We start from the raw sequence: 24917 nt of genomic DNA, 5'->3' as shown, positions 1-24917 counted from the left end.
CTTTGCACCATCTCTCTTGTATAGGCTGACCCATCTTCGGACTGCCGTCACGTGAACTCCCAGCCTTCGAGCGGCTTCACTTGGTCCCAAATCTCCTCGAGTAATCTTTCTGACAATAGACATTTTTTCCTTGGGACTTATTTCGTCTTTATTGACCATATTGCTACCTCCAAATAGGATTTTTATATTTCATACTCCTATTTACTGATAGCATACCAAATTTGATGCGGGCCTCCTTCACTGAGAACTGTGAACTGAGAACTGAGAACCTTATAAACTCCGACTGTTCAATATATTGTGTAATTATTGTACAGCCCCATATCCACCCCGACATTCCCGAAATGAATCCCACCCCCGATATCCCCGATTCAATAGTTATGGGAGATGGAAGTGAAAAAAGATATCCGTTGTATTTCATACCACACTAACCACTTTCCTGCCAATCCAGTATAATAGGTACAGGGCAAATATAAAAAATGGGAGGCTCCATGGCACGCAGTATCGATTTCACTTCCGGTCCTGTTTTCAAAAAAATATTGATTTTTGCACTTCCCCTGATGGTGGGAAATGTGTTTCAGCAGTTATACAATATCGTGGATACCCTGGTGGTAGGCCGTTTTTTAGGAGAAGCTCCCCTGGCAGCCGTAGGAAGCGCTTACGCTTTCATGATTTTTCTCACATCCATCCTCATCGGTCTTTCCATGGGAAGCGGTGTCTATTTTTCCCTCTGCTTTGGCCGGCATAAACCGGAAAAGATGAAGCAGGCGGTATTTATTTCCTTTATTTCCATCGGCGCCCTGACGCTGGTCCTGAACGGGCTGGCTTTTCTTCTGCTTCATCCCATTACGGTTTTCATGCAGATTCCTTCGGATGTGGCACCTTATTTTGAAACGTACATGGGCTGGATTTTTACGGGTATCATCGCCGTATTTCTTTATAATTTCGGCGCGGCTCTCCTCCGGGCTGTGGGCAATTCGGTGACCCCTCTCCTGTTTCTCATCCTTTCGTCCCTCCTGAATGTGATACTGGATATTCTTTTCGTGATTTATTGGGACAGGGGCGTGGCCGGGGCAGCCCAGGCCACCGTGATTTCCCAGTATGTTTCAGGATTCGGTATCTTTCTTTACTGTCTTACGAAGAAGGAATTTCATATTTCCCGAAGAAATATGGTCTGGGATCCCCGGATTTTCAAAGATATGGCCGGCCTTTCCCTCCTCACAAGCCTGCAGCAGTCCATTATGAATTTCGGAATCCTCCTGGTCCAGGGGCTGGTCAACAGTTTCGGGACCATTGTCATGGCAGCTTTTGCAGCCGGCGTCAAAATCGATACGATTGCCTATTCTCCGCTCCTCGATTTCGGCAATGCTTTTTCCACCTATGTGGCTCAGAATCAGGGGGCCGGAAATAAAGAACGCATCCGCCAGGGCGTCAGAAGCGCAGGAAAGATGATTTTTGTCTTTTCCATCGTTTCCAGCTGCATCGTGGCTCTGGGAGCCCCTTTCTTCATGAGTTTTTTTGTGCCCGAAGGGGCAGAAGAAGTGATTTCCCAGGGGACATCCTATCTTCGAATCGAAGGCTCCTGCTACCTGGGAATCGGCATTCTTTCCTCCCTGTACGGCTTTTTCCGGGCTGTCAAACAGGCCTGGATGAGCGTCATCCTCACTGTGATTTCCCTGGGAAGCCGGGTGGTGCTGGCTTATATCCTTTCGGCCATTCCTTTTTTCGGTACCACCGGCATATGGCTGGCGATTCCCATCGGCTGGGCCCTGGCGGATATGTACGGCCTCTGGAAGGGGAGGAAAGTCATTAGCCGTTAGCAGTCAGTCGAGTGAATGGAAAACGGTATGAAGCTTTCTGAAATAAAAAATCAATGGCAAGATTGATCATAGACAGCCATTCAGGCATATAAAAGGCGTGCTTTCTATTTATGCACGCCACCACCACTAAGGACTGAAAACTGTGAACTGATTACTATTCAATATCAGTGATCCCGCAAGCCTGTGAACCTGCTTATACACTTATGGAAATAGAAAGGAGCTTTTCATGAAGAAAAAAATTCCTGAAATCATGACGAAACCGGAACGCATCGCGGCAGCCATCAAAGGGAATCCGGTAGACCGGGTGCCTTATTCCCTCTGGTCCCATCTGCCCATGATTGATGAAGATCCTGTGCAGAATGCGGAGCATACCTATGCTTTTTATAAGAAATATGATGTGGATATTCTGAAAACCATGAACAATGGCATGTACAGTGCCGCTGCTTTTGGCTGTACCATTGATTCCTCCGATGTGCCAAAAGGAGGCGTGACAAGGATTACTTCCACTCCCGTCAGAAATCCGGAGGACTGGCTGAAAATCGAGCCTGTTTCCCTGCATACCGGTACGCTCAGGCGGGAGCAGGAATACCTGAAACTTCTCCTGAAAAAGACGAATGGCGAAGTGCCCGTGGTTTTCACCGTATTTTCTCCCCTCACCACGGCCAAAAAACTCTGCCCGGACCTGATACTTCATGTAAAGAGAGGTCATGGAGACAAAGTCAAAAAAGCCCTGAAAGCCATTACGGAAACCACCTGTGCCCTGGTCCAGCGGGTCATCGAACTGGGAGCGGACGGTATTTTCTTTGCCACCCAGCTTTCTTCCTATGACCTGACGGAAGAAAAATTCTACCGTGAATACGGCATGCCCTATGATCTGGCCGTACTTTCCGCCTCCTCGGGCTGGTGCAATGTGCTCCATGCCCACGGGAAGAATATCATGTTTCCGCTCCTTCGGAAATATCCGGTCCAGATTTTCAACTGGCACGCCTGGGAATCCCTTCCCACCATTTCCGAAGCGCAGCTCCTGACAGGGAAATGCATCATGGCCGGCCTGGAACGGATGGATATCACGGACCATCATAAAAATGAAATCGAATACCAGATTTATGAAACTCTGCGCCAGACCGGCGGCAGGAAAGTCATCCTTTCCCCGGGCTGCGTGATTCGCTATCCCCTGGATGAGGAAATGCTTCTCTTTGTGAGAAAGGCCAAAGAGGAAATAGAAGAGAAGATGGCTGGAAAATAGAGAATTTCGAGAAACTTTTATTTCTAACAAAATTCTAATGATACATTTTGCCTTTTTTGCTACTATATGGATAGAAGCGGAAAGAAAAGGGCCGCAGGTCCTGTCCATGCGCAGTCTCTCGAGACGGCAGGAGGGTCCGATTCCGAAAGCTTCCATCCATAAGGCGCCTTTTTGGAAAAATCAAACCTGGAAATTTGAAAAGCTGCACAGAAAAAGACCGAAACAGGGAAAAGCAATGGACTTTACCCCGTTTCGGCCTTTTGCGTGCCTGTCTGATGCCGCCCGCAAAGGGCGGCTTTTTTTTACCATAAATTAACGCTCTACCGGCTGTCGGCTAATTATCCATATTTCCGGCAGCAATTCCTGCCAGTATAGAGACAATCCCCACCCCCTGTATGGGGGAAATGGATTCGCCCAGTACGAAGAGGGCAAGGAGCAGAGATACCGGCATTTCCGAAGCGGTGAGAATGCTTCCAAGGCCCGGGCCTACATGGGGCATGCCCCAGGCAAGCAGGAAGGGCGGGAGTGCCACGCCGAAGAAGCCCAGTACCAGGGCATAGGGAAGAAGGGCGGTCCATTCGCCGGGAGTCAGGAGAAAGACCGGCGGCAGCAGGAGAAAAGTGAGGATCGCATCTCCCGTGGCCAGAAGGGCTCCTTTCATGGCAGGAGTAAACCCTTTTCCCAGGTACGAACTCAAAGTGATGACGGCCGCATAGGCCAGGGCAGACAGAAAGCCCCAGACCATGCCGGAGGAAAAAGTGAAATTTCCCAAATCCTCCGGCCCTGCGGCCAGCGCAGTCCCCAGAAGACAGAGGATGATGGAAATCAGTTTCTTCGGCGTCGGAAATTTCCTTGAAATGAGAGCTTCTGCCACCGAGCCCATCCAGATAGACTGGAAGAGGAAAACCACAGCCATGGAAGCGGAAAGGGTCTCCAGGGAATGATAATAAAAAATGGTGGTGAGGGCCATGGGGATACCGGAGAGAAGCAGGGCGAGGCCCTGCTTTTTTGTTACCTCTCCTTTTCCCGTGAAAAAGACAGCCATCCACAGGAAAAGCATGCCGAAAAGACACTGGGTCCCGCTGACATCGGAAAGATGGAAACCCGCATCATAGGCAAATTTCACAAACGTAGAAAGCACGCCATAACAGGCGCCGGCGGAAAAGACGAGGAAAGGATAGAAGAATTTTTGCATAGAATCTCCGAATGTACAGGACAACTTTTATCTTCGGCAGCTTTTGAATCGGGAGAATCGGGGGTCTCGGGAATCTCGGGGCTGTCGGGAAGGTGGCGCCTTAAAATGATAAAGGCGCCTTTTATAGTGGGATTTTATCCGGGAAATATACGATGGAAATACGCGAATCCAGCAAAAAACGCACAGTACAAAAAGTACCGTGCGGCGAAAACAGATTTCTCTACAAAAATCCACAACAAGTTTTGATTTGGTTATAGAGTATCATAAGAGTCCGTAATTTTCAATAACTTTTGTATACGGTTATCAGTTAGCTGAGATCATCTTTATTTCGAAAGGAAACTGTCTGGCAGGAAAGCTGTACATTGAGGAATGGTTAATGTACCGGTTGGCTGCAGGATAGAATGATGGCTGAAATTCGAAAAAACTGTACATCGTGGTTAATGGTTAATCGTCCCGCCGGCTTCATCGCAGGGAGGGACTGGCTTCCATATAAACTGTTCATTGGGGTTAATCGTTAATGGCTAATGGGTAATAGGGATGGTCAATGGATATTCCAAAGGAAACTTTCTTTCACGAAACCGTGCATTGAGAAATGGTTAAATATGCCATGTGGGTATCGGCCCCATTTATAATCGTGCCGCGGGAGCGGCACACCTTCCCGACAGTCCCGACAGTCCCGACAGTCCCGACAGTCCCGACAGTCCCGACAGTCCCGGGAATCCCGACAACTCCGACAACCCCGATTCAAAAGCATTTACACTTTCAGCCACCTTTAACAGTTAAAAGCTGACAACTAAAAATTTCCATAAGAAAAGCGCCCCATCATGGAGCGCTTCTTTTAATCATCTTTCTCTATTTCCTTATTTCTTTTCGACCGGCGGAAAGGTGGAAACCTGAGAGGACGGGTTATAACGGAGGCGGGAAGAGAGGACTGCGTAAATTACGAGGCCCATGGCAGTGACGAAAGCGCCTTCGAAAATGACTGCCCAGCCGCATCCATATACGGCATAGCAGGAATAAATCCCGCCGACTACAGCAGCGATATTGGCCATTCTTGCTTTATCGGAAGAAATGCCTTCTGCTTTCTGGAGATCCGGAACAGCGGCCATAGCCAGGAGGTAAGGAATCAGGTTGATCATGACTGCCAGGTTAATGAGGATATTGAACTGTTTCAGGAGTGTCGGGCTCATGGTGGACAGGGTCATGGCAATCTGGATAGCCAGCAGGGATCCGATGGCTACATAAGGAGAACGGAAACGGTTAACCACAGAGAGGAATTTTGGGAAGAGGCCGATGGAGGAAGCTTCACGGGCTACTTCGGAAACGGTGAACTGCCATGCAGTGAGGGATACGAAGCAGGAGCATACGAGCATGCAGGAAACGATGTAGCCTGCAGTAGGTCCGAACATGGCTGCATAAGCCAGGCCGAAGGGAGCGCCTGCATTCATCAGTTCCGTGTAAGGAACAAGGCCGCCAATGATAGAGGTGGAAATGGTATAGCAGGTGCCGGCAAGCATGGTGCCGCACATAACAGCGATCGGTACGTTCTTTTCCGGATTTTCTACGGTATCGGAATTTGCGCAGGCGGTTTCAAGACCAAGGAATGCCCAGATGATGACGGCAATGGAATCCTTCATGCATTCATAGAAAGGCATATCGGAGGGGTTCCATGCGGTGACATAGATGTCCGGATCGAAATAGAAGAAACCGAAGAGGAGAAGACCGATAACCGGGGTAACAACGCAGGTCACGCCGAGAGAAGTGAATTTACCGAATTTCTTTGGGCCTACCAGGGAAATAGTCGCTGCAATGGTAAGTACACCAATGGTGGCAGCACAAACTTCTACAGGATCGAGTTTCAGTCCGAATACGAAAGAGGCATAGCTGACTACGCCGGAAGCGATGGCTACATTGGCAATGATCAGGGAAATGGTATAGGTGAAGTTAGACAGGAAATTGCCGGCCCTCCCGAAACGGTATTCCGCATAACCGCCCATGCCGCCTACCTTTTTGGTCAGCATGCCGCAGCGGGCAAATGCATAGGCCAGGATGGTGGCTCCGATGGATGCAAGGATCCAGGAGAAAATAGATATGGTTCCGATGCTGGCAAGCGTTGCCGGCAGAAGGATAATGCCGGAACCCATCATGTTGATTGCAGTGACTGTGGTAAGCTGTACCACTCCCATTTTTTTGCTCTTAGACAATGTTGTTCCCTTCTTTCTTAAAACATACCGCGAATTCTTGCGGTGGGGAAAAAGTTGTCCCGGATAACTCCGGAGGAATAAATGATGCAGTCTGATTTCCTCAAGGCATGCATAGACCCCATTTGCTTTCTACAGGTGAAAGAAACAGGGCAAAAAGAAAACCGTCCGCTTACAAAGCGGTTTCGCTGCTCAACTGCGCACAAAGGCAGGGCGCGAGTGAATTTTTATTTACTGAACTATATCATAAACAGGGTGGTATGACAAGACCTTTTTTTGGAATTTTCCCCAAAAATTTTTCAAAGCAACTCATATGGAAAATTGAGAACTTTGAAGGAAAATGAAAGAAAATGGAAGAAAATGACAGCCATCATGGATTGGCATGGATTGGAATGATATATCATATTTTGTAATGGAATTTTACAATAAAATTGCAGTATCCCCAAAAGTGCCCATTTTATGCCCCTTCCGGGGTTTTCCGCAAAATCAGAAAATTGAATGATACGAATAAATATGCATTTACGCCGTTTTTACATTCAGATTTCTGCATAAAGCCCAAATGCCAAATAGCCCCGTACCACCCCAAACGGGCTGAAAATGCCCCAGAAAGTCTGAAATGGGTAAATTTCTTAAAATAATTGAGAATAATATCGTCTAAATGAAAATATGAGTTATTTTTTTATCATGCCTAAAAAAGAATTCTATAACTTGAGAGAGGGGGATTTTTTCGAAGAAATGGGAAGGGAATAGGTAATAGGTAATGGGTAATGCCCGGGGGACTGATTGATGAAAGGGGACCTTATTTCGGAGAGACTGCACATAGAGGTTAATGGGAAATGTCCCGTGCAGCTGAAGAATGAAGGGATGACTGAATTTTGAAAGAACTGCGCATAGGGGTTAATGGGTAACGTCCCGGGCGACTGAAGAATGGAAGGGGGACTGAATTTTGAAAGAGCTGTACATAGGGGTTAATGAGTTCGTGCCACGGGCGGTCGATTGCCCATTAACTCGAATGTACAGCTTCAGAGAATTCAGTTTCCTTTCGACCCGAAAGCTTCGCGGCCCATTACCGGTTAACCTTAATGTATAGTTTCAATAAATCCAGTATCCTTTTGTCTTGGATCCCCACGGCCAAGTCCTTATTAACCCCAATGTATCATTTCAAAGAACTCAGTTTCCTTTCGATAAGAAAGTTTCACTGCCTGTTAACCATTAACCCTGATGAGAAGTTTCCCACAATCCGTTTTTTTTCGACGGAAAAGCCCTGCGGTCTTTGGCATGGATGGGTTTCAGGGAACTGATCACTGATCACTTTTCCCACAGATGGGAAATACCGTTTTCAGCAGAAGTGACTCTAAACATTGACATCCCTTTCAAATCTGTTTTATACTTATAGGACAGACTATTCAGGGTTGGATATATATGTATATTATTATAAAAAGGAGAGAACATTATGGCAGAATTACAGAGCACTCTGGTCACCAGCGAAGGCCTCGCAAAAATGAAAGAAAGACTGGACTATCTCCGCTCTACAAAACGTGCGGAAGTAGCTCAGCGTCTTCATGATGCCATCGCCATGGGCGACCTTTCAGAAAACTCCGAATATGATGAAGCAAAGAATGCCCAGGCTTTCCTGGAAGGTGAAATCAGCGAACTGGAACAGAAAATCCGGACCGCAAAGATCATCGAAAGCACTTCCAAGACCCGTATCGATGTAGGTTCCACCGTGGTTATTGAAGATATGCTTGACGGCACCCGGGAAAAAGTCCAGATCGTAGGTTCCACCGAATCCGATCCTTTCAAGGGCATGATTTCCAATGAATCCCCTGTAGGAGCTGCCCTGATGGGAGCCAAAGCAGGAGATACAGTAGAAGCCCAGGCTCCGATTGGAGTTTTGAAATATAAAGTTATCAGCATTGAAATGTAATTGTATTTCCAGAAATAGATGAAATGAGGATAAAGAATGACAGAAAAGAATAATCAGCAGGGACCGAAGCTGAATGACCAGATGCTCATCCGCCGTGAAAAGCTGGATAAGATCCGTGCACTCGGTGTAGAACCCTACGGTCACAAGTTTACATGGGATCATCATGCATCCGACATCCGCGCTCAGGCAGAGCAGCTGGAAAAGGATGAAACCCGTGTCCGCATCGCAGGCCGTCTCATGATCCGCCGCGGACAGGGAAAGACCGCATTCTGTGTACTTCGTGACCAGAGCGGCGATATCCAGATTTATTTCAGAAGGGATGAACTTCCGGAAAATGAATGGGCCCTCTTCAAACTGGTGGATATCGGCGATATTCTTGGTGTGGAAGGCACCGTTTTCACCACCCATACCGGTGAACTGACCGTCAGGGTCCTCCATTTCGAAATGCTTTCCAAGTCCTTAAGACCGCTGCCGGAAAAATGGCACGGCCTCACGGACAAGGAACAGCGGTATCGCCAGAGATATCTGGATCTCATCATGAATCCCGATGTGCGCGATACTTTCGTCAAACGTTCTGCCATGATGGCAGCCATCCGCAAATGGTATACGGACAATGGTTTCCTGGAAGTGGAAACCCCGGTGCTTCAGCCACTCTATGGCGGCGCCAATGCAAAACCATTCATGACCCATTTCAATGCGCTGGATATGACCATGTACCTCCGCATTGCCCCGGAACTGTACCTGAAACGTCTCCTCGTAGGCGGCATGGAAAGAATTTTCGAAATCACCCGCAATTTCAGAAATGAAGGCATGGATACCCGCCACAATCCGGAATTCACCGCCATCGAAACGTACCAGGCCTATGGTGATATCGAAGATGTCATTTATCAGACAGAACAGGTGGTAGCTGCCTGCGCCATGGCTTCTTACGGTTCCATGAAATTTACCTATGAAGATACGGAAATCGATGTGACTCCGCCCTGGCCGAGACTGACCATGGCTGAAGCGGTAAAGAAATATACCGGTGAAGATTTCGATGCCTGCAAGACCCTCGAAGATGCAAGGGCTATTGCGGATAAACTGAAAGTGGAATACGGCGAATTTGACGGATTCGGCAAGATTCTTTCCAACTGCTTCGATGCCTATGTGGAAGAACACCTCATCCAGCCGGTCCACATCACCAGACATCCGATCGAAGTTTCCCCGCTGTCCAAACTGGACCCCACGGATTCCCGCTATACCATCCGTTTCGAAACCTACATCTATGGCCGCGAACTGGCCAACGGATTCTCCGAATTGAATGACCCCATCGATCAGAGAAAACGGTTCGAACTGCAGGTAGAAGAAAGAAAACACGGCGATGATGAAGCGCATCCGATCGATGAAGATTTCCTCACTGCCCTCGAATACGGCATGCCGCCTACTGGCGGACTGGGCATCGGCCTTGACCGCCTCTTCATGCTCATGACAAACTCCGCCTCCATCCGCGACGTACTCCTCTTCCCGGCTATGAAACCGGAAACGGCTCTGGAAAAGAAGACCGCCAGAGAAGCGGAAGAAATGGCAAAGGCAGAAGACAATGAACCTATTGATTTCTCCAAAGTGGAAATCGAACCGCTCTTCAAGGACTATGTGGACTTTGATACCTTCAGCAAGTCTGACTTCCGCGCTGTGAAAGTCAAAGCCTGCGAAGCAGTACCTAAGAGCAAGAAGCTCCTGAAATTCACCCTGGACGACGGCACCGGTGAAGACCGCATCATCCTTTCCGGCATTCATGCCTACTATGAACCGGAAGAACTGGTGGGTAAGACACTGATTGCCATCGTGAACCTGCCGCCTAGGAAGATGATGGGCATCGACTCCTGCGGTATGCTCCTCTCTGCCATCCATAAGGAAGAGGGAGAAGAAAAACTCCACCTTCTCATGGTAGACCGCCATATCCCGGCCGGCGCCAAACTGTACTGATTTATAAAGTGAACAATAAAAAGGCTATGAAGAATATCAATCATTCCTTCACAGCCTTTTTTATTTTCCTGTTTTTAGGAATAAATCTTTAAAATGCCGATAAGCGGCCTGCCGTTATGTCATCTCGAGCAAAGCTGCCTGTCGTTATGGGCGGTAGAGTTATCTGTTCTATGAAGACTCTGAGTCGAGAGATCTCCTGCCGCCCTGTGGAGCCTCATGGAGGAGTGAGATTTCTCGGCTCCTTTTCACCATCTCCATGAACCGACCGCGTCATTCCGGTGCTGATCTCCGCTCGAAATGACAGAGCAGCGCTTGATGTTTGATTCACTTGGGAAGCACTGATTAATTCATAGAGTTTTCTTTTATAAGAATTTTTATGCACTGTTTCGTCATGGGCTTCCTTAAATAGCTCGCTATTCGCGTCAGCCCATTCCTCGCATTGCATAAAAATTCAAGAATAAAAGCAAGCAATGATTTAATCAGCGCTTCCCTTGATGGTGGTTTATTTCTTTTGCGGCTCTGTTATTGCATTTTTTTGACTGGGGTGCTATACTGAACCATATTTATATATTATAAGCAGAGTAAGTATGGACGCGCTGGGAAAGAATCATTTTCCTCCAGTGCCGGATGGACGGGGAGTTGTCATCCGGACGAAAAGCAGAAGCTTGCGGTGTCCTTACTGCATCCCGCTGCTGCATGGAGACCCCTTTCCATGCAGCCTTGCATGAAGGAGGTCTTTTTATAATGCAGAAAAATAAGGAAAAAGAAATAGTGATGCTGGGGATTCTTACCGGACTGGCAGTGATGATGTCCTATATCTTTGCGGTGCAGACACCCTTTGTAAGAATCACCTTCGGCTTCCTGCCTATTGCCATGGCCGGGGCAATTTATGGCCCCTGGAAGGGCGGTCTGGTGGCGGCCCTCTCCGATTTCATCGGCACCGCCTGCCTGGGCACAAGCATTTTCTTTCCGGGATTTCTGCTGTCCGGTTTCCTGACCGGGTGGATTTACGGGAAGTTCTTTTATGGACATCGCCTCACCCTTTCCTATGTGTGCATTCCCTTCTTTCTGGTCATGGTTTTTATCCATCTGGGCCTCAATACCCTATGGCTGGTGCTTTACTATGACAAGGCAGCAAGTGCCATTTTTTTAAGCCGCCTCATCAAAAACATCATCTGCTATCCCCTGGAAGTGGGGCTTTTCATGTTCCTTTACCAGAAAGTGTATGGCAGGATATTCTTTCTGATGGTGGGAAAAAGAGAAGCAGCATGAGCCTTGGAAAAGCACTGCTTTATTCATGGAACCTGCTTTTAGAAATGCCGTTTTTCCATAAAAAAAACGCCCCGTAGGGCGGAATGGTATGGTGGAGACGAAGAGGATTGAACTCTCGACCTTACGGATGCGAACCGCACGCTCTCCCAGCTGAGCTACGTCCCCATATATGTATATTTTACAAAGGGCTCTTATGAATTGCAAGGTAAGAGCTGCTTTAATCAGAGCGTTCCAAGGGGCAGCTCTTTTCCTCCCCGCTGCCTTGATGCAAAAAAGGAAGCACTTCGCAAAGTGCTTCCTTTTTGATTTCATAGGTATAGCGATTATAATTAACGGTCGCTGCCGTCTTTTTCTTTTCTGATAACGTCGTGGGCGCCGCCTTCTACGATGGAGGTAGCGGAAACCAGGGTGAGCTTTGCTTTCTGCTGGAGTTCCGGAATGGTGATGGCACCGCAGTTGCACATGGTGGCTTTAATCTTGGCACAGGTTTTTTCCACGTTTTCTTTCAGTGGGCCTGCATAGGGAACGTAGGAGTCAACGCCTTCTTCGAAGGCCAGCTTCTTGGTGCCGTCCAGATCGTAGCGTCCCCAGTTTCTTGCACGGTTGGAACCTTCGCCCCAGTATTCTTTAACGACCATGCCGTTTACGGTTCTCTTCTGGGACGGGGATTCTTCGAAGCGGGCGAAGTAACGGCCCAGCATGACGAAATCTGCGCCCATGGCAAGAGCCAGGGTGATGTGGTGATCATAAACGATACCGCCATCGGAGCATACCGGTACGTAAATGCCGGTTTCCTTGAAATATTCATCTCTTGCCTGGCAGACTTCAATCAGGGCAGTAGCCTGGCCGCGGCCGATACCCTTTGTCTCGCGGGTAATACAGATGGAGCCGCCGCCGATTCCTACTTTGACGAAATCTGCGCCTGCTTTTGCCAGGAACAGGAATCCGTCGCGATCGACTACATTGCCTGCGCCGACTCTGACTTTGCCATTGTATTTCTTATGAATCCAGTTCAGGGTGATCTTCTGCCATTCGGAGAAGCCTTCGGAGGAATCGATGCAGAGTACGTCTGCTCCTGCTTCTACCAGTTTCGGAACCCGTTCTTCATAATCGCGGGAATTGATGCCTGCGCCTACGATGAAACGTTTCTGGTCGTCCAGCAGTTCATTCGGGTTTTCCTGATGGGAATCGTAGTCTTTGCGGAATACGAAACCATAGAGACGGCCGTCTTCATAGAGGACCGGCAGGGAATTGATCTTTTTGTCCCAGATCAGATCATTGGCTTCGGAAAGGGTGATGCCGTACTGAGCCTTGACCAGTTTGTCTACCGGGGTCATGAAGAATTTGACTTTTTCGGAAATATTCATGCGGCTGACACGATAGTCACGGCTGGAAACGATACCGACCAGTTTGCCGTTTGCGGTACCGTCATCGGTGATAGCAATGGTGGAATGACCGGTTTTCCTCTTCAGCGCGAGGACATCAGCAAGGGTATTTTCAGGAGAAAGATTGGAATCGCTCGGTACGAAGCCTGCTTTCTTTGCTTTGACTCTGGCAACCATAGCAGCTTCTTCTTCGGGAGTCTGGGAACCATAAATGAAAGAAACGCCGCCGTTTCTGGCCAGTTCTACAGCCAGTTTTTCACCGGATACGGCCTGCATGATAGCAGAAACCATAGGGATGTTCAGGGTAATGGCCGGCTTTTCGCCTTTTTTGAATTTAACCAGCGGGGTCTTCAGGGAAACGTTTGCAGGAATGCAGTTTGTGCCGGAATAGCCCGGGATGAGAAGGTATTCATTAAAGGTATGCGCCGGTTCATTGATGTAGGTTGCCATTATTTCCTCCTTAAATAGAAAAATTTCAATAACAGATTGATGGTTAAAGGATACTATACACCTTTTTCAACAAAGGGTCAAGCCCCTCTTTCTCATTGGGCAAAACCTGTTATATTTTTTTCATTATAGCGTAAAATCGGCCGTCAGGGAAGAGGAAATATGGGGTTTCAGTCATCAGCGATTTTTATGATTTGTGCCATTTGGCGTAATCGTGATTCGTGATTCGTTGTTCGTGGTTCGGGAAGGTGGCGGCCTGACGGCCGCGGAGTATATATCGAGCCTTTGGCTCCCGATTGTGCTGGGTGAATTTTTTCTCATATGTGCGGTTCGTCCCCTCTTGAGGAGAGCCTTCCCGCTTTTGGATAGAGGCAGTTATCCCGGAAATCTTTCGCCAGTCAGCTCCATCATCTGCTTCGCGGTTTTGCCATTAACCATTAACCTCAATGTGCAGTTCGTACATAAGACAGTTTCCTTTCGGAATAAAGCTGCCCGACGATTAACCATTAACCTCAATGTACAGTTCGTCCGTAAGTCAGTTTCCTTTTTGAACAAAGCGGTCCGGCAATTAACTATTAACCATAATGTGCAGTTTTTCATCCTGAATGACCTTCTGCGAACTGATAACTGCGAACTGATAACTAAAAAAGACAGCCTCCCGCACGAGAAGCTGCCTTTTCTTTATACATTTATAGTAACGGGCTGATGACCGCCTGGAAATATCTGTCCAGTTCCTCGGGGCTTTCTTTCATATCTCTCCGGACCCACCACTGGACCATTTCCACGAAGGCGCCGGTGATGTGGTTCAGGAGGAAAGGCCTCGGCACGTCGCAGGCCGGTTCCTTGTCGGTGAGGACGTAGGAGGAAATCAGTTTCGTCAGGGCCATTTTGAAATAGCGCATGAAGATATCGCTGCTTTCGGAAACGAGAAGGTCGTGGACATGATTCGTATTCGCCTTGATATGCTGGAGAAGATGGCAGAAAACCGGATCCCGTACGCCCGGGGCGAAATGGGGATCGCTGGGCATATTGTCATTCAGCACCCCTTCGATGATATGGTCGAAAAGTTCCCGGCACATTTCGGCGAGCAAACTGTCCTTCGTCTCGAAATGGGCATAGAACGTGGACCGGCCGATATTGGCACGGTCGATGATTTCCTGGATGGTGATCTTTGAATACGGTTCTTCTGATAAAAGGGCGCCAAACGCATTGAAAATGGCGGCCCTCGTCTTCTGCTGTCTGCGGTCCATGAGTATCCCTTCGTTACTGTTAGTTATTGTACGAAATGTACGTTATTAATCATAGTGTAGTATAAAATAGGGAGAAATACAAGGGGAGGGAGTGGAGGAACAGGAAGAGTTTAATAATTCAAGTAAGGGATAGAACTTTTGAATCGGGATTGTCGGGAATCTCGGGACTATCGGGGTTGTCGGGACGGTGCGGGGCTGTTGCGGCACGAGTATAAATGGGGCCAATACTCTCATGGCATGTTGAACAATTAATGAAATGTACAGTTTCCCATAGGGCAGTTTCTTTTTGATAGAAAGCTGTGGGCTGTTAACTATTAACCCCAATGTACAGTTTCCCGGAAGTCAGTTTTCCTCTGGAATAGAGTTGGTGAACCTGTTTTCTGTTAACTCCAATGTACAGTTTTCCACAAGACAGTTTTCTTTCGGCATTAAGCCATTACCCATTACCTTCATTCCCGGTTTCTTCACCTGTGGATACTCTCTCCGAACTGATAACTGCGAACTGATAACTTCAAATAAAAAGCCGCCCCGACGAATATCGGGACGACTTTTATTTCCACAGGCTTAGAATGCTGCTTTGACGGAGCCGCCGTATTTCTTTTCGATGAAGTCTTTGACTTCCTTGCTCTGCAGGGCTTTCATGAGTTTCTGCAGTTCCGGACGTTTTTCATCGCCTGCGCGGACGGCTACGATATTGGCGTACGGGGAATCAGCGCCTTCGGTGTAGATGGCATTTTTCGGATCCAGTTTGGCAGCCAGGGCGAAATTGGAATTGATGATGGCGATATCTGCATCTTCGAGAGCTCTTGGGAGCTGGGGAGCATCGAGTTCGGAGAATTTCAGGTTCTTCGGGTTGGAAGCGATATCCTGAGGAGTTGCGGTAATCGGAGCGCCTTCCTTCAGCTTGATCAGTCCTGCGGACTGGAGAACGAGGAGGGCTCTGCCACCATTGGTCGGGTCATTCGGGATGGCTACATGAGCGCCTTCCGGAAGGGCTTTGATGTCTTTGATCTTGTTGGAGTAAACTCCCATCGGTTCGAGATGAACGGCGCCGATGGAAACGAGTTTCAGATTTCTGGATTTGCAGAATTCTTCGAGGTATGGTTTATGCTGGAAGAAGTTGGCATCCAGGGATTTATCGTTCAGGGCCAGGTTCGGCTGTACATAGTCATTGAATTCGACCAATTCTACATTGACTCCTTCTTTGGCCAGTTTGTCTTTGACTACATTGACGATTTCAGCGTGGGGAACGGGGGATACGCCGACTTTGATGGAAACTGCCTTGGCAGCAGAAGATGCAGCAGCAGATTTTGCCGGAGCTTTCTCTCCTCCGCAGCCTGCGATGAAACCTACGGCAGCCAGAGCTGCCAGGGATGCGATGATTGCTTTTTTGAAGTTCATAATTTGCCTCCTGATGATTTTGGGAAATAAAAAAATCCATCGCCTGCTGGGACGAAGGATTCTGTTCGCGGTACCACCCATGTTCACTTTCCCGTCGCCGGAAAAGCCTTATGAAGTACAATCATACTTCTCATCTGTAACGGGAATTCCCGGTCCGCCTGATTATTCAGCAGACAGGCTCAGAGGCCATCTTCAGCAGTCTTTCCCGTGCCCGTTCCCACCGGCGGGGCTCTCTTTGCCGTTTCCGAATGCTTACTCTTCTCATCTTCGCCTGTATGTAGTTGGGAATAATATAGCATTGTTTGCGTCTTTTCGTCAAGGGATTTTTTAGCCAGGCGGGAGGATATGGATGGAGTCTCTTTGCAGTTACTTTGGTTTGAGTCAGTAACGGTATTCGTGAGTTAGCCTCACTTCGGCAAGCCCCGGAGTAGTCGAAATCGAGATTTCGTGATTCGTGGTTCGTGGTTCGTGAAGGTGGCGGCCTTTCGGCCGCAAGTTTTTATGGGGGCTGTGCACAGGCGGGAGAGGGCGGATTTCGGACTTCGGATTTGGGATTTCGGGAAGGGTTCGCCGCTGATGGGGCGATGGGTTTTTATGGGGACTTTGTACGAAAGATATAAAGAAAGACCTCTTTTCGAACCGTTCACGAAAAGAGGTCTTTTGACTGCACTTTGATATTTATGCTGCATGGGATGAACCATCAGCGGGGCCATCGGCCTGCGGCGGAGCCGCTATTTAAATTGGTTCCCGAAGGGAACCATATCCTTCCCGGACCCCGGACCCCGGACCCCGAATAACGAACCACGACAGATGTCTCAATCTTCTGCCAGCACAGACTTGATGATTCCCACCGCTTTCTCCAGATCTTCCATGGGGATATTGAGGGCCGGGAGGAGTCTGATTTTTTCTTTTGCCGTAAGGACTACGACTCCTTTTTCGAGGAGTTTGGGGATAATGGTTCCTACCGGTTTTTCCGGTTCGATGCCCAGCATGAGGCCCATGCCGGCTACGGATTTGACGCCTTTGGCGCCTTCAAGGGATTTTTTGATGAAATTTCCTTTTTCTGTGACTTCAGCCATCAGTTTGTCATCGAGGCGCTGATAGATGGAAATGGCTCCGGCACAGGCGATGGGATTTCCGCCGAAGGTGGAGCCGTGGGAGCCCGGGGTGTATACGTTTTCTGTCTTTTCATTAAAGAAAGTCGCCCCCAGCGGCAGTCCTCCGCCGATGCCTTTGGCCGTAGAAACGATATCGGGCTGGACGTCATAATTCATATAGCCGTAGAGTTTGCCCGTTCTGCCGTTTCCGCTCTGCACTTCATCCACGATGAGAAGGATGTCATGTTCATGGGCGTATTTGTTGATTCCTTCGAAAAATTCCTTTTCCAGCGGGTGAACGCCTCCTTCGCCCTGGATGGTTTCCACCATGACTGCACAGATTTCCGGGTGTTTTTCGCAGAGTTCGATGAATGCGGGAAGGTCATTGGCCGGGGTATAGAGGAAACCCGGGAGGAAGGGGTCGAAATCGTGATGGAAGACGTCCTGACCGGTTGCGGTCAGAGTGGCCATGGTCCGTCCATGGAAGGAATTGATGAGGGTGACGATGGTATTTCTTCCGTTTCCATACTTGTCATTGGAATATTTCCTTGCCCCTTTGATGGCACATTCATTGGCTTCGGCTCCGGAATTGGAGAAGAAGACTTTTTTCATGCCTGTCTTTTTGCAGATCATTTCGGCCAGATCGGCCATGGGCTTTGAGTAGAAAAGGTTGGAAACATGGTTCAGCGTGTGAAGCTGTTTTGTCACCGCTTCCATCCATTTTTCATCGGCAATGCCGAAAATATCGACGCCGATCCCGCTTCCCAGGTCGATGTATTCCTTTCCTTTGTCATCATAGAGATGGGAACCTTTCCCGCTGACGAAGCACACGGGGTATCTGCTGTAAATATGGGCGATGTATGTGGAATCTTTTTCAAAGGTATTCATGGGGATCTCCTTATTTCGTAAACATGGTGCCCAGCCCTTCATCGGTGAGCAGTTCAATGAGTATGGCATGGGGGATTTCCCCGTTGATGATGAAAACTTTCTTTACCCCTTCTTCTACCGCATGGGTGCAGCAGTCCACTTTCGGAATCATGCCGCCTGCAATGGTTCCGTCAGCCTTCAGGGCTTCCGCATCGGAAAGGGTGATTTTTTTAATGAGGGAATCGGGATCTTTCGGGTCTTTCATGACTCCATTGATATTGCTCATGACTACCATGGATTCTGCCTTGAGGGCTGCTGCGATTTTGGCAGCTGCCGTATCGGCATTGATATTGTAGGCATGGCCTTCCTCATCGATTCCGATGGAGGAAATGACAGGGATGTATTCTCTTTCCAGTACGTCTTCCAGAAGGTCCGTATTGATTTCATCGATTTCGCCCACAAGGCCCAGTTTTTCATCCTGCTGGTGGACTTTGATGAGTCCTCCGTCCAGTCCGCAGAGGCCTACTGCTTTTCCGCCGAGGGCCGTCAGGTCGGCTACCAGGCTTTTATTGACTTTGCCGGCTAAAACCATCTGCACCACGTCCATGGTCTCTTTGTCGGTCACCCGCAGGCCGTTTAAGAAATGGGATTCGATGGAAAGCTTTTTCAGCATGGAATTGATTTCCGGACCCCCTCCATGGACGAGGATCACATTGACCCCTACGAGGCGGAGGAGCAGGATATCCTGCATCACCGATTTCTTCAGTTCCGGATCCGTCATGGCATTTCCGCCGTATTTTGCGACCACATAAGTGCCTGTATATTCTTTGATGTAAGGTACGGCCTGGGTGAGAATCTTCGCCCGTACCGCATTGGATGCATTCATAGAGTTCCCCTTTTTAATTTTCCTGAACTGTATGTCTATTCAGGATGGATGACTATCTATTAAAAGTTATCAGTTATCAGTTATCAGTTGGCCCGTTTCTGAGAACTGCGAACTGATAACTGATAACTTGTCTTAAAAAATGATTATTACAGAACTAACCCTGTTTCCTCAGGGAACCCCAGCATGATATTCATGCACTGGATGGCGGCACCGGAAGCGCCTTTGCCGAGGTTGTCGAAGGAAGAAATCACGAGGACTCTGTCATCGTTTCCTGCCACATTGATGGTCATGCTGTCTTTTCCCGCATTTTCATTGGCTGAAAGGAAGAGGCCGTTCGTTTCATCGAGAGAGAGGGGAGACACTTTGATGAGTTTGGCTCCCTCATAATGTTTCTTTAAAATCATCTGGAAATCATCGGCTTCGATTTCTCCCGGGAGCCCGCAGGGGAGCTGGAGGAAATGGGTATGGAATCCGATGGTCACCTGCATGCCTTCATAGAAATCGTCCACGATGGGCGAGAAGAGGGGCTTTTCACAGAGATGGCAGACTTTCATGATTTCCGGCAGATGCTTGTGATTCTGGGAAAGCCCGTACTGACGGGGCGCCAGAAGTCCTGTATTTCCACCCTTGTCATATTCGCCAATCATTTTCTTGCCGCCGCCGGAATACCCGGTGAGCGATATGCAGTGGAGCGGATAATTGATGGGAAGGATTCCTGCGTGAACCAGAGGATAGAGGATGGCAATGACCCCGGAAGCATGGCAGCCCGGGACGGCCACTTTGTCTGCTTTGGAAATCGCTTCTTTCTGCTCTTTCGAAAGTTCCGGGAAACCATAGACCCAGTCATCCGCTGTTCTGTGGGCCGTGGAAGTATCGAGGATTTTGATATCGATTCCTTTGACCGCTTCCACAATTTCTTTTGAAGCTGCATCAGGAAGGCAGAGGAACATGAGGTCTGCTTCCTGGGCATATTTCTTAATGGTTTCTATATCTTTCCTCTTTTCCTCCGGGAGGTGAAGGAGCTCGATATCTTTTCTTTCGGAGAGACGGTCATGAAGGCGGAGACCCGTAGTCCCCGATTCTCCTACGATGAAAACTTTTGGCGTGTTACTCATACATGGTCTCTCCTTTCTTAATTGTCCAGCGGGTATTCCGCAAATGTGGCTACCATGACGGCTTTAATCGTCGGGAGCCGGTTGGCCGCTTCCTGGAAAGCCAGGGAGAAGGGGGCTTCGAAAACATCATCGGTGACTTCGATGCCATCCAGGCCGAAACGTTCATAAATGTCTTTTCCCACTTTTGTCTCCGTATTGTGGAAAGAGGGGAGGCAGTGGCAGAAGACGGTATCCGGATTTCCTGTGTTTTTAATCATGTCCATCGTAATCCGATAGGGCATAAAGAGTTTGATTCTTTCGCCCCAGAGTTCATAGGGGTCTCCCATGGTCACCCAGACACCGGTATAAATGACATCGAGTCCTTTGACTCCTTCCACAGGATCATCGGTAAAGGTGAAAGTGGCTCCTGTTTTCTTGGCCACTTCTTCGCATCTGGCAGTGAATTCAGGTTCCGGGAAGAACTGCTTTGGCCCGATGATGCGGAAATCCATACCGGAAAGGGCGGCACCTGCCATGAGGGCATGGGCCATATTGGACTGGCCGTGACCTACGTAGGCATAGGAAATCTGGTTCAGCGGTTTTTTGAAATGTTCCTTCAAAGTGAGGAAATTGGCGAGAGTCTGGGTGGGATGGTCATAATCGGTGAGGCCGTTCCATACGGGAACGCCGGCTTTGGCGGAAAGCTCTTCTACCGCGCTCTGGGCATACCCCCGGAATTCAATGGCGTCGAACATGCTTCCCAGTACCCGGGCGGTGTCGGCAATGGATTCCTTCTTGCCAATCTGGGTGCCTGTGGGCCCCAGGTAGGTGGTGAAAGCTCCCTGGTCATGGGCTGCCACTTCGAAGGCACACCGGGTGCGGGTGGAGTCTTTCTCGAAAATAAGGGCAAAATTTTTACCGTTTAAAGTTTTGATTTCTTTTCCGGCGGCCTTGTCCTGCTTCAGCTTTTCCGCCAGGTCCAGATAGTAGGCGAATTCTTCCGGTGTGTAGTCCAGCATGGAGAGAAAGGAATGGTTCAGTAAGCTTTTCATGATATACCTCGTTGTATGTTTTTAACTTTTTTGGAATCTGAATATATGGTTTATGAGAGAACCATTCTCATCGGGAGAGGGCCTCCAGGGCAGCTGCTGCTTCCAGGGTGATGCCCAGAGGAAGGATGGATTCATTGATGGCAAAGGATGCATTGTGCAGGGCCGGCGTATTTCCGTCGCCGGTGCCCAGCCAGAAGAAGGCGCCGGGGAATTTTTCAAGGTAGGAGGAGAAGTCTTCCGCGCACATGGATGGGAACTCTGGCTCTGTGATATGTTCTTCTCCCAGGTAGGCTTTTCCCACTTCCTTCAGGAAATCAATCTTTTCCGGTGTATTGATGGTGGCGCTGTGGCCTCTGACATAGTTCAGCTCCGAATGGGTGTGGAACATGACATCCAGACCTTTCAGGATTTCCCCCAGCCTTGCTTCCATCTTGTCCCGAAGCTCTGGACGGTAGGTACGGCAGGTGCCTTCCAGATAAGCATCCTCAACCCCTACGTTGTAACGGGTGCCCGCATTCATGAGGCCGATGGTGCACACCACATTGTCCATGGGGTTCATTTCCCTGGAAATCAGGGACTGTACATCAATGATGAAATGAGCTGCTGCCACCAGGGCGTCGGTGCCGTTATGAGGCTGGGCAGCATGGGTGGATTTCCCTTTGATATGGACATAGAAACGGTCGGACGCCGCCATGAGGGCACCGGGCTTTAATCCTACCTGGCCTGTGGGAAGCTCCGGCCATACATGAAGACCGTAAATTTCCGATACATCGTCCAGTTTCCCGCTGGCTGCAATGTGGCGGCCGCCGCCGATGGCTGCTTCTTCCTCGGCCGGCTGGAAAACGATTTTTACAGTGCCGTGAATCTGATCCTTCATTTTATTCAGTACGGCGGCAGCGCCCAGAAGGATGGACATGTGACCGTCATGGCCGCAGGCGTGCATGACCCCTTCATTCTTGGAAGCAAAGGGAAGACCTGTAAGCTCTGTCACCGGAAGGGCATCCATATCGGCCCGGAGGGCCACCGTTTTCCCCGGATGGCTGCCTTTGATGATGCCCAATACGGCATTCTGGAAAAATCCTGTTTCATAGGGGATGCCCAGATTTTTGAAAACATCCTGGATGTATGCTGAAGTTTTGACTTCCTTTCCGGAGAGTTCCGGATATTCATGGAAATGTCGTCTCCAGGTCACCACCTGTGGCAGAATGGCTGTGACTTTTTCCTTAACTTCTTTTTCGTACATCATTGAGACGACCTCTTTTCCTGACTTTAATTGGCGTTTTTGCATATGATTGAATATTTATTCATTCAGAACAGATGAAACTGCAGCAGAATTAGTTAATTTTCGTGAAATACAGTGAAAATTCAAAAACGTGTACAAATTGGATTGCAATAATAATACAACTTTGCGAATATATATGCAAGAGGGGAAGAGAAATTTTTTATCAAAAAGATGAAACTGGCACCTGCCGGTGAAGAACAGCATGGGAAGAAGGCGGAAGCAGCGGAGAAAATATTTCTTAAGGATTTCGACAAAGTATGATATAATGACAATAATATGCAGGCATCCAGCGAGAACGGACAATCATAGATCTGAATCATGGGAGAGACGCATGGGGCGTTCTCTTTTTTTTAGAAAGCGCTGATTCATTCACTTTGTGAATCAATCAGTGCTTCCTTAATGCCCCGGTAGGAAACCGGGAAGATATACCGGAAAGGAACTGACAGTGTCAGCTCTTTCCGATATATAGGTATTATTTATATCAAAGGCCTGCTTTTACTTATCATTGGGCACCATGCCCGCGTACCCATGAACGCATACAGGAGGAAACATGTACGACACTTTTAAAGAATTGGGAATTGCGCCGGAAATACTGAAGGCCGTGGAGGATATGGGATTCGAGGAACCAAGTCCCATCCAGAAGGCAGCCATTCCTATTGCCCTTACCGGAAAGGATCTGATTGGTCAGGCCCAGACAGGCACCGGCAAAACGGCGGCTTTTGGCATTCCCATCCTGGAAAGGATTGACACATCAAAGCCGGGACCCCAGGCCGTAGTCCTTTCCCCTACCAGGGAACTGGCCATCCAGTCTGCTGAAGAAATCAACCATCTGGCCCAGTACCTTCCCATTCATGCTCTTCCCATTTACGGCGGGCAGGACATTGAAAGGCAGTTCAAAGCTCTCAGGAAGCACCCCAACATTATCGTAGCCACTCCGGGCCGCCTCATGGACCATATGAAGAGAGGCACCATTGACCTGTCCCATGTACAGGTCCTTGTGCTGGACGAAGGGGACGAAATGGTGGATATGGGATTCATCGACGATATCCGCACCATTCTGGCCGGCATTCCGGAAGAAAGACAGACCATGTTCTTCTCCGCCACCATGCCGGAACCTATCCGCCAGCTGGCTGAGACTTTCCTCAAAGATCCGGAACTGGTGAAAATCAAAGCAGCCACTGTGACCATCGATCTCATCGAACAGGAATACATCGAACTTCCGGACCGTCAGAAATTTGATGCCCTCTGCCGCCTCCTTGATATGCAGGAACCGGAACTGGCCATCGTTTTCGTCCGCACGAAACGGAGAGCCGATGAAGTGACGGAAGCATTGAAAAAGAGAGGCTACATGGCTGAAGGCCTTCATGGCGACCTTTCCCAGCAGAAAAGGGATACCGTAGTCCGTCAGTTCAAAGAATCCACCATCGATATCCTGGTAGCAACGGACGTTGCCGCCAGGGGCCTCGATATTTCCGGCGTCACCCATGTATACAATTTCGATATGCCTCAGGACCCGGAAATTTACGTCCATCGCGTAGGCCGTACAGGCCGCGCAGGAAAAACGGGTCTCGCAGTGACCTTTGTTATTTCCAGAGAAATGGGACAGCTCCGGGATATTGAACGGGTCATCCGCCGCCGTATCAAGAGACGGTCTGTCCCCACCCTTTCTGAAGTCATCGAAGGCAACCAGAAGGCTGCCATTGAAAGCCTTTCCGATACGGCCCAGGGCGGCGGCCTGGAGGAATACAGGGAAAGCGCGGAAGACCTCCTGAATGATGTGGACTCTGTATCCCTGGTGGCTGCTGCTATCAAGCTGCTCACCAAACAGCCTGATGTGACACCGGTCAAGATTACAGAAGAAATGCCCAATTTCCGCAGACGCAAAGGAGCTCCCCGCCGTCACTTCGATGGAGACCGTCCCCGGAGAAGAAGAAATTCTGAAGGCGGCCGCCGCTTTGAAGGCAAAAGGCAGCGCCGTTTCGACAATCATTCCGGCCAGCCCCGTCAGAATAACGGCAAAAACATTCACGAATCCAATTTCAAACCTTACTTCAGGGAAAACTAATAGAAAAAGCTGTGAAGAAGTGCAAATCATTTCTTCACAGCTTTTTTTAACAGGTTTCTTCGACAGTCTGTCAGAGAGACTTGTTAAAAAAGGAGATATAGTGTATTCTATATTCATAGAAATAAATATAAAGGAGGCTGTCCTATGAAAAAAGTGATTATGATTAAAATTCCCGGCTGTCCCTACTGCGCCAATGCCAGAAAGGCCATTAGCCTTCTGCAGGAAGAAGAACCATACAAAGACATCAGGGTGGAGGAAATCGATGAAACCACCCAGCCGGACCTGGCAGCGCCCTATGGAAAGGACTACTACTACGTGCCCAGCCTTTTTGCTTATGTGTGATAAAGAAGCAATAGAAGTGCAAAAAATTTTGCCGTTCCTATCCGACACTTGGCCATTGTGTCGGATAGGTCGGGCGGTTATTCGGGCAAGTCAATCTTGCCGACAAAGCTGTAATAAATCTCAATG

Annotated in this window: 18 protein-coding genes, 1 tRNA gene, 1 riboswitch and 1 other annotated feature; of the genes, 7 read left to right on the top strand and 12 right to left on the bottom strand. The window is 48.8% G+C overall.

Annotated features, from left to right (window positions below; all coding sequences use genetic code 11):
• Positions 1–159 (bottom strand): helix-turn-helix domain-containing protein (locus VZT47_RS10720; RefSeq protein ID WP_442877421.1); only part of this gene is annotated, 159 nt, incomplete at its 3' end.
• A 329-nt stretch (positions 160–488) separates the two neighbouring features.
• Between VZT47_RS10720 and VZT47_RS04955 the strand changes: the two genes are divergently transcribed.
• Together VZT47_RS04955 and VZT47_RS04950 are read left to right on the top strand one after the other, a co-directional pair.
• Positions 489–1817, top strand: a complete 1329-nt coding sequence (locus VZT47_RS04955; protein ID WP_330223865.1) for an MATE family efflux transporter — start codon at positions 489–491, stop codon at positions 1815–1817.
• A gap of 226 nt (positions 1818–2043) precedes the next feature.
• On the top strand, positions 2044–3063 hold the full coding sequence (locus VZT47_RS04950) for a uroporphyrinogen decarboxylase family protein (protein ID WP_330223864.1): 1020 nt from the start codon (positions 2044–2046) through the stop codon (positions 3061–3063).
• A 334-nt stretch (positions 3064–3397) separates the two neighbouring features.
• Here the strand turns inward: VZT47_RS04950 and VZT47_RS04945 are convergent, their stop codons facing one another.
• Together VZT47_RS04945 and potE are read right to left on the bottom strand one after the other, a co-directional pair.
• Positions 3398–4258, bottom strand: coding sequence for an EamA family transporter (locus VZT47_RS04945; protein WP_330223863.1), 861 nt, complete (start codon positions 4256–4258; stop codon positions 3398–3400).
• 860 nt (positions 4259–5118) lie between these two features.
• Positions 5119–6462, bottom strand: a complete 1344-nt coding sequence (potE, locus tag VZT47_RS04940; RefSeq protein ID WP_330223862.1) for a putrescine-ornithine antiporter — start codon at positions 6460–6462, stop codon at positions 5119–5121.
• A gap of 1450 nt (positions 6463–7912) precedes the next feature.
• Here potE and greA point away from each other — a divergent pair.
• The 3 genes from greA (at position 7913) to VZT47_RS04925 (ending at position 11623) form a co-directional block, all read left to right on the top strand.
• Positions 7913–8386: a transcription elongation factor GreA gene (gene greA / locus VZT47_RS04935; RefSeq protein ID WP_330223861.1), complete on the top strand. Its 474-nt coding sequence runs from the start codon at positions 7913–7915 to the stop codon at positions 8384–8386.
• Positions 8387–8422: 36 nt separating this feature from the next.
• Positions 8423–10351: a lysine--tRNA ligase gene (lysS, locus tag VZT47_RS04930; protein ID WP_330223860.1), complete on the top strand. Its 1929-nt coding sequence runs from the start codon at positions 8423–8425 to the stop codon at positions 10349–10351.
• A 575-nt stretch (positions 10352–10926) separates the two neighbouring features.
• Positions 10927–11045: riboswitch (THF riboswitch) on the top strand.
• A gap of 50 nt (positions 11046–11095) precedes the next feature.
• A complete protein-coding gene (locus tag VZT47_RS04925) occupies positions 11096–11623 on the top strand; it encodes a folate family ECF transporter S component (protein WP_291057928.1) in 528 nt (175 codons plus the stop codon).
• Positions 11624–11712: 89 nt separating this feature from the next.
• Here VZT47_RS04925 and VZT47_RS04920 read toward each other — a convergent pair.
• From VZT47_RS04920 to VZT47_RS04880, 9 genes are all read right to left on the bottom strand, one after another.
• Positions 11713–11788: transfer RNA gene (locus VZT47_RS04920), tRNA-Ala, on the bottom strand.
• 164 nt (positions 11789–11952) lie between these two features.
• Entirely contained in the window at positions 11953–13458 is a 1506-nt protein-coding gene (locus VZT47_RS04915) for an IMP dehydrogenase (protein WP_330223859.1), read from the bottom strand.
• 686 nt (positions 13459–14144) lie between these two features.
• A complete protein-coding gene (locus tag VZT47_RS04910) occupies positions 14145–14705 on the bottom strand; it encodes a TetR/AcrR family transcriptional regulator (protein ID WP_330223858.1) in 561 nt (186 codons plus the stop codon).
• 564 nt (positions 14706–15269) lie between these two features.
• Positions 15270–16106, bottom strand: a complete 837-nt coding sequence (locus tag VZT47_RS04905; protein ID WP_330223857.1) for a MetQ/NlpA family ABC transporter substrate-binding protein — start codon at positions 16104–16106, stop codon at positions 15270–15272.
• Positions 16107–16150: 44 nt separating this feature from the next.
• Positions 16151–16383: a binding site (T-box leader), on the bottom strand.
• A 538-nt stretch (positions 16384–16921) separates the two neighbouring features.
• Positions 16922–18091: an acetylornithine/succinylornithine family transaminase gene (locus tag VZT47_RS04900; protein WP_330223856.1), complete on the bottom strand. Its 1170-nt coding sequence runs from the start codon at positions 18089–18091 to the stop codon at positions 16922–16924.
• A 10-nt stretch (positions 18092–18101) separates the two neighbouring features.
• Positions 18102–18956 (bottom strand): acetylglutamate kinase, encoded by an 855-nt coding sequence (argB, locus tag VZT47_RS04895; RefSeq protein ID WP_330223855.1) that lies wholly within the window; start codon positions 18954–18956, stop codon positions 18102–18104.
• A gap of 146 nt (positions 18957–19102) precedes the next feature.
• Positions 19103–20071: an N-acetyl-gamma-glutamyl-phosphate reductase gene (argC, locus tag VZT47_RS04890; RefSeq protein ID WP_330223854.1), complete on the bottom strand. Its 969-nt coding sequence runs from the start codon at positions 20069–20071 to the stop codon at positions 19103–19105.
• A 17-nt stretch (positions 20072–20088) separates the two neighbouring features.
• On the bottom strand, positions 20089–21102 hold the full coding sequence (argF, locus tag VZT47_RS04885) for an ornithine carbamoyltransferase (RefSeq protein ID WP_442877420.1): 1014 nt from the start codon (positions 21100–21102) through the stop codon (positions 20089–20091).
• Between the two features lie 67 nt (positions 21103–21169).
• Positions 21170–22348, bottom strand: coding sequence for a M20 metallopeptidase family protein (locus tag VZT47_RS04880; RefSeq protein ID WP_330223853.1), 1179 nt, complete (start codon positions 22346–22348; stop codon positions 21170–21172).
• 586 nt (positions 22349–22934) lie between these two features.
• Here VZT47_RS04880 and VZT47_RS04875 point away from each other — a divergent pair.
• Both VZT47_RS04875 and VZT47_RS04870 read left to right on the top strand, forming a co-directional pair.
• Positions 22935–24449, top strand: coding sequence for a DEAD/DEAH box helicase (locus tag VZT47_RS04875; RefSeq protein ID WP_330223852.1), 1515 nt, complete (start codon positions 22935–22937; stop codon positions 24447–24449).
• A gap of 144 nt (positions 24450–24593) precedes the next feature.
• Complete coding sequence (locus VZT47_RS04870; protein WP_330223851.1) at positions 24594–24791, top strand: hypothetical protein; 198 nt, start codon at positions 24594–24596, stop codon at positions 24789–24791.
• The last annotated feature ends 126 nt before the right edge of the window (positions 24792–24917 follow it).

This window comes from Dialister sp. (genome assembly GCF_036343215.1).
In the GTDB taxonomy this organism is placed as follows: domain Bacteria; phylum Bacillota; class Negativicutes; order Veillonellales; family Dialisteraceae; genus Dialister.
The sequence above is the reverse complement of the archived record's forward strand: the minus strand, read 5'-3'. Positions and strand labels throughout refer to the sequence as shown.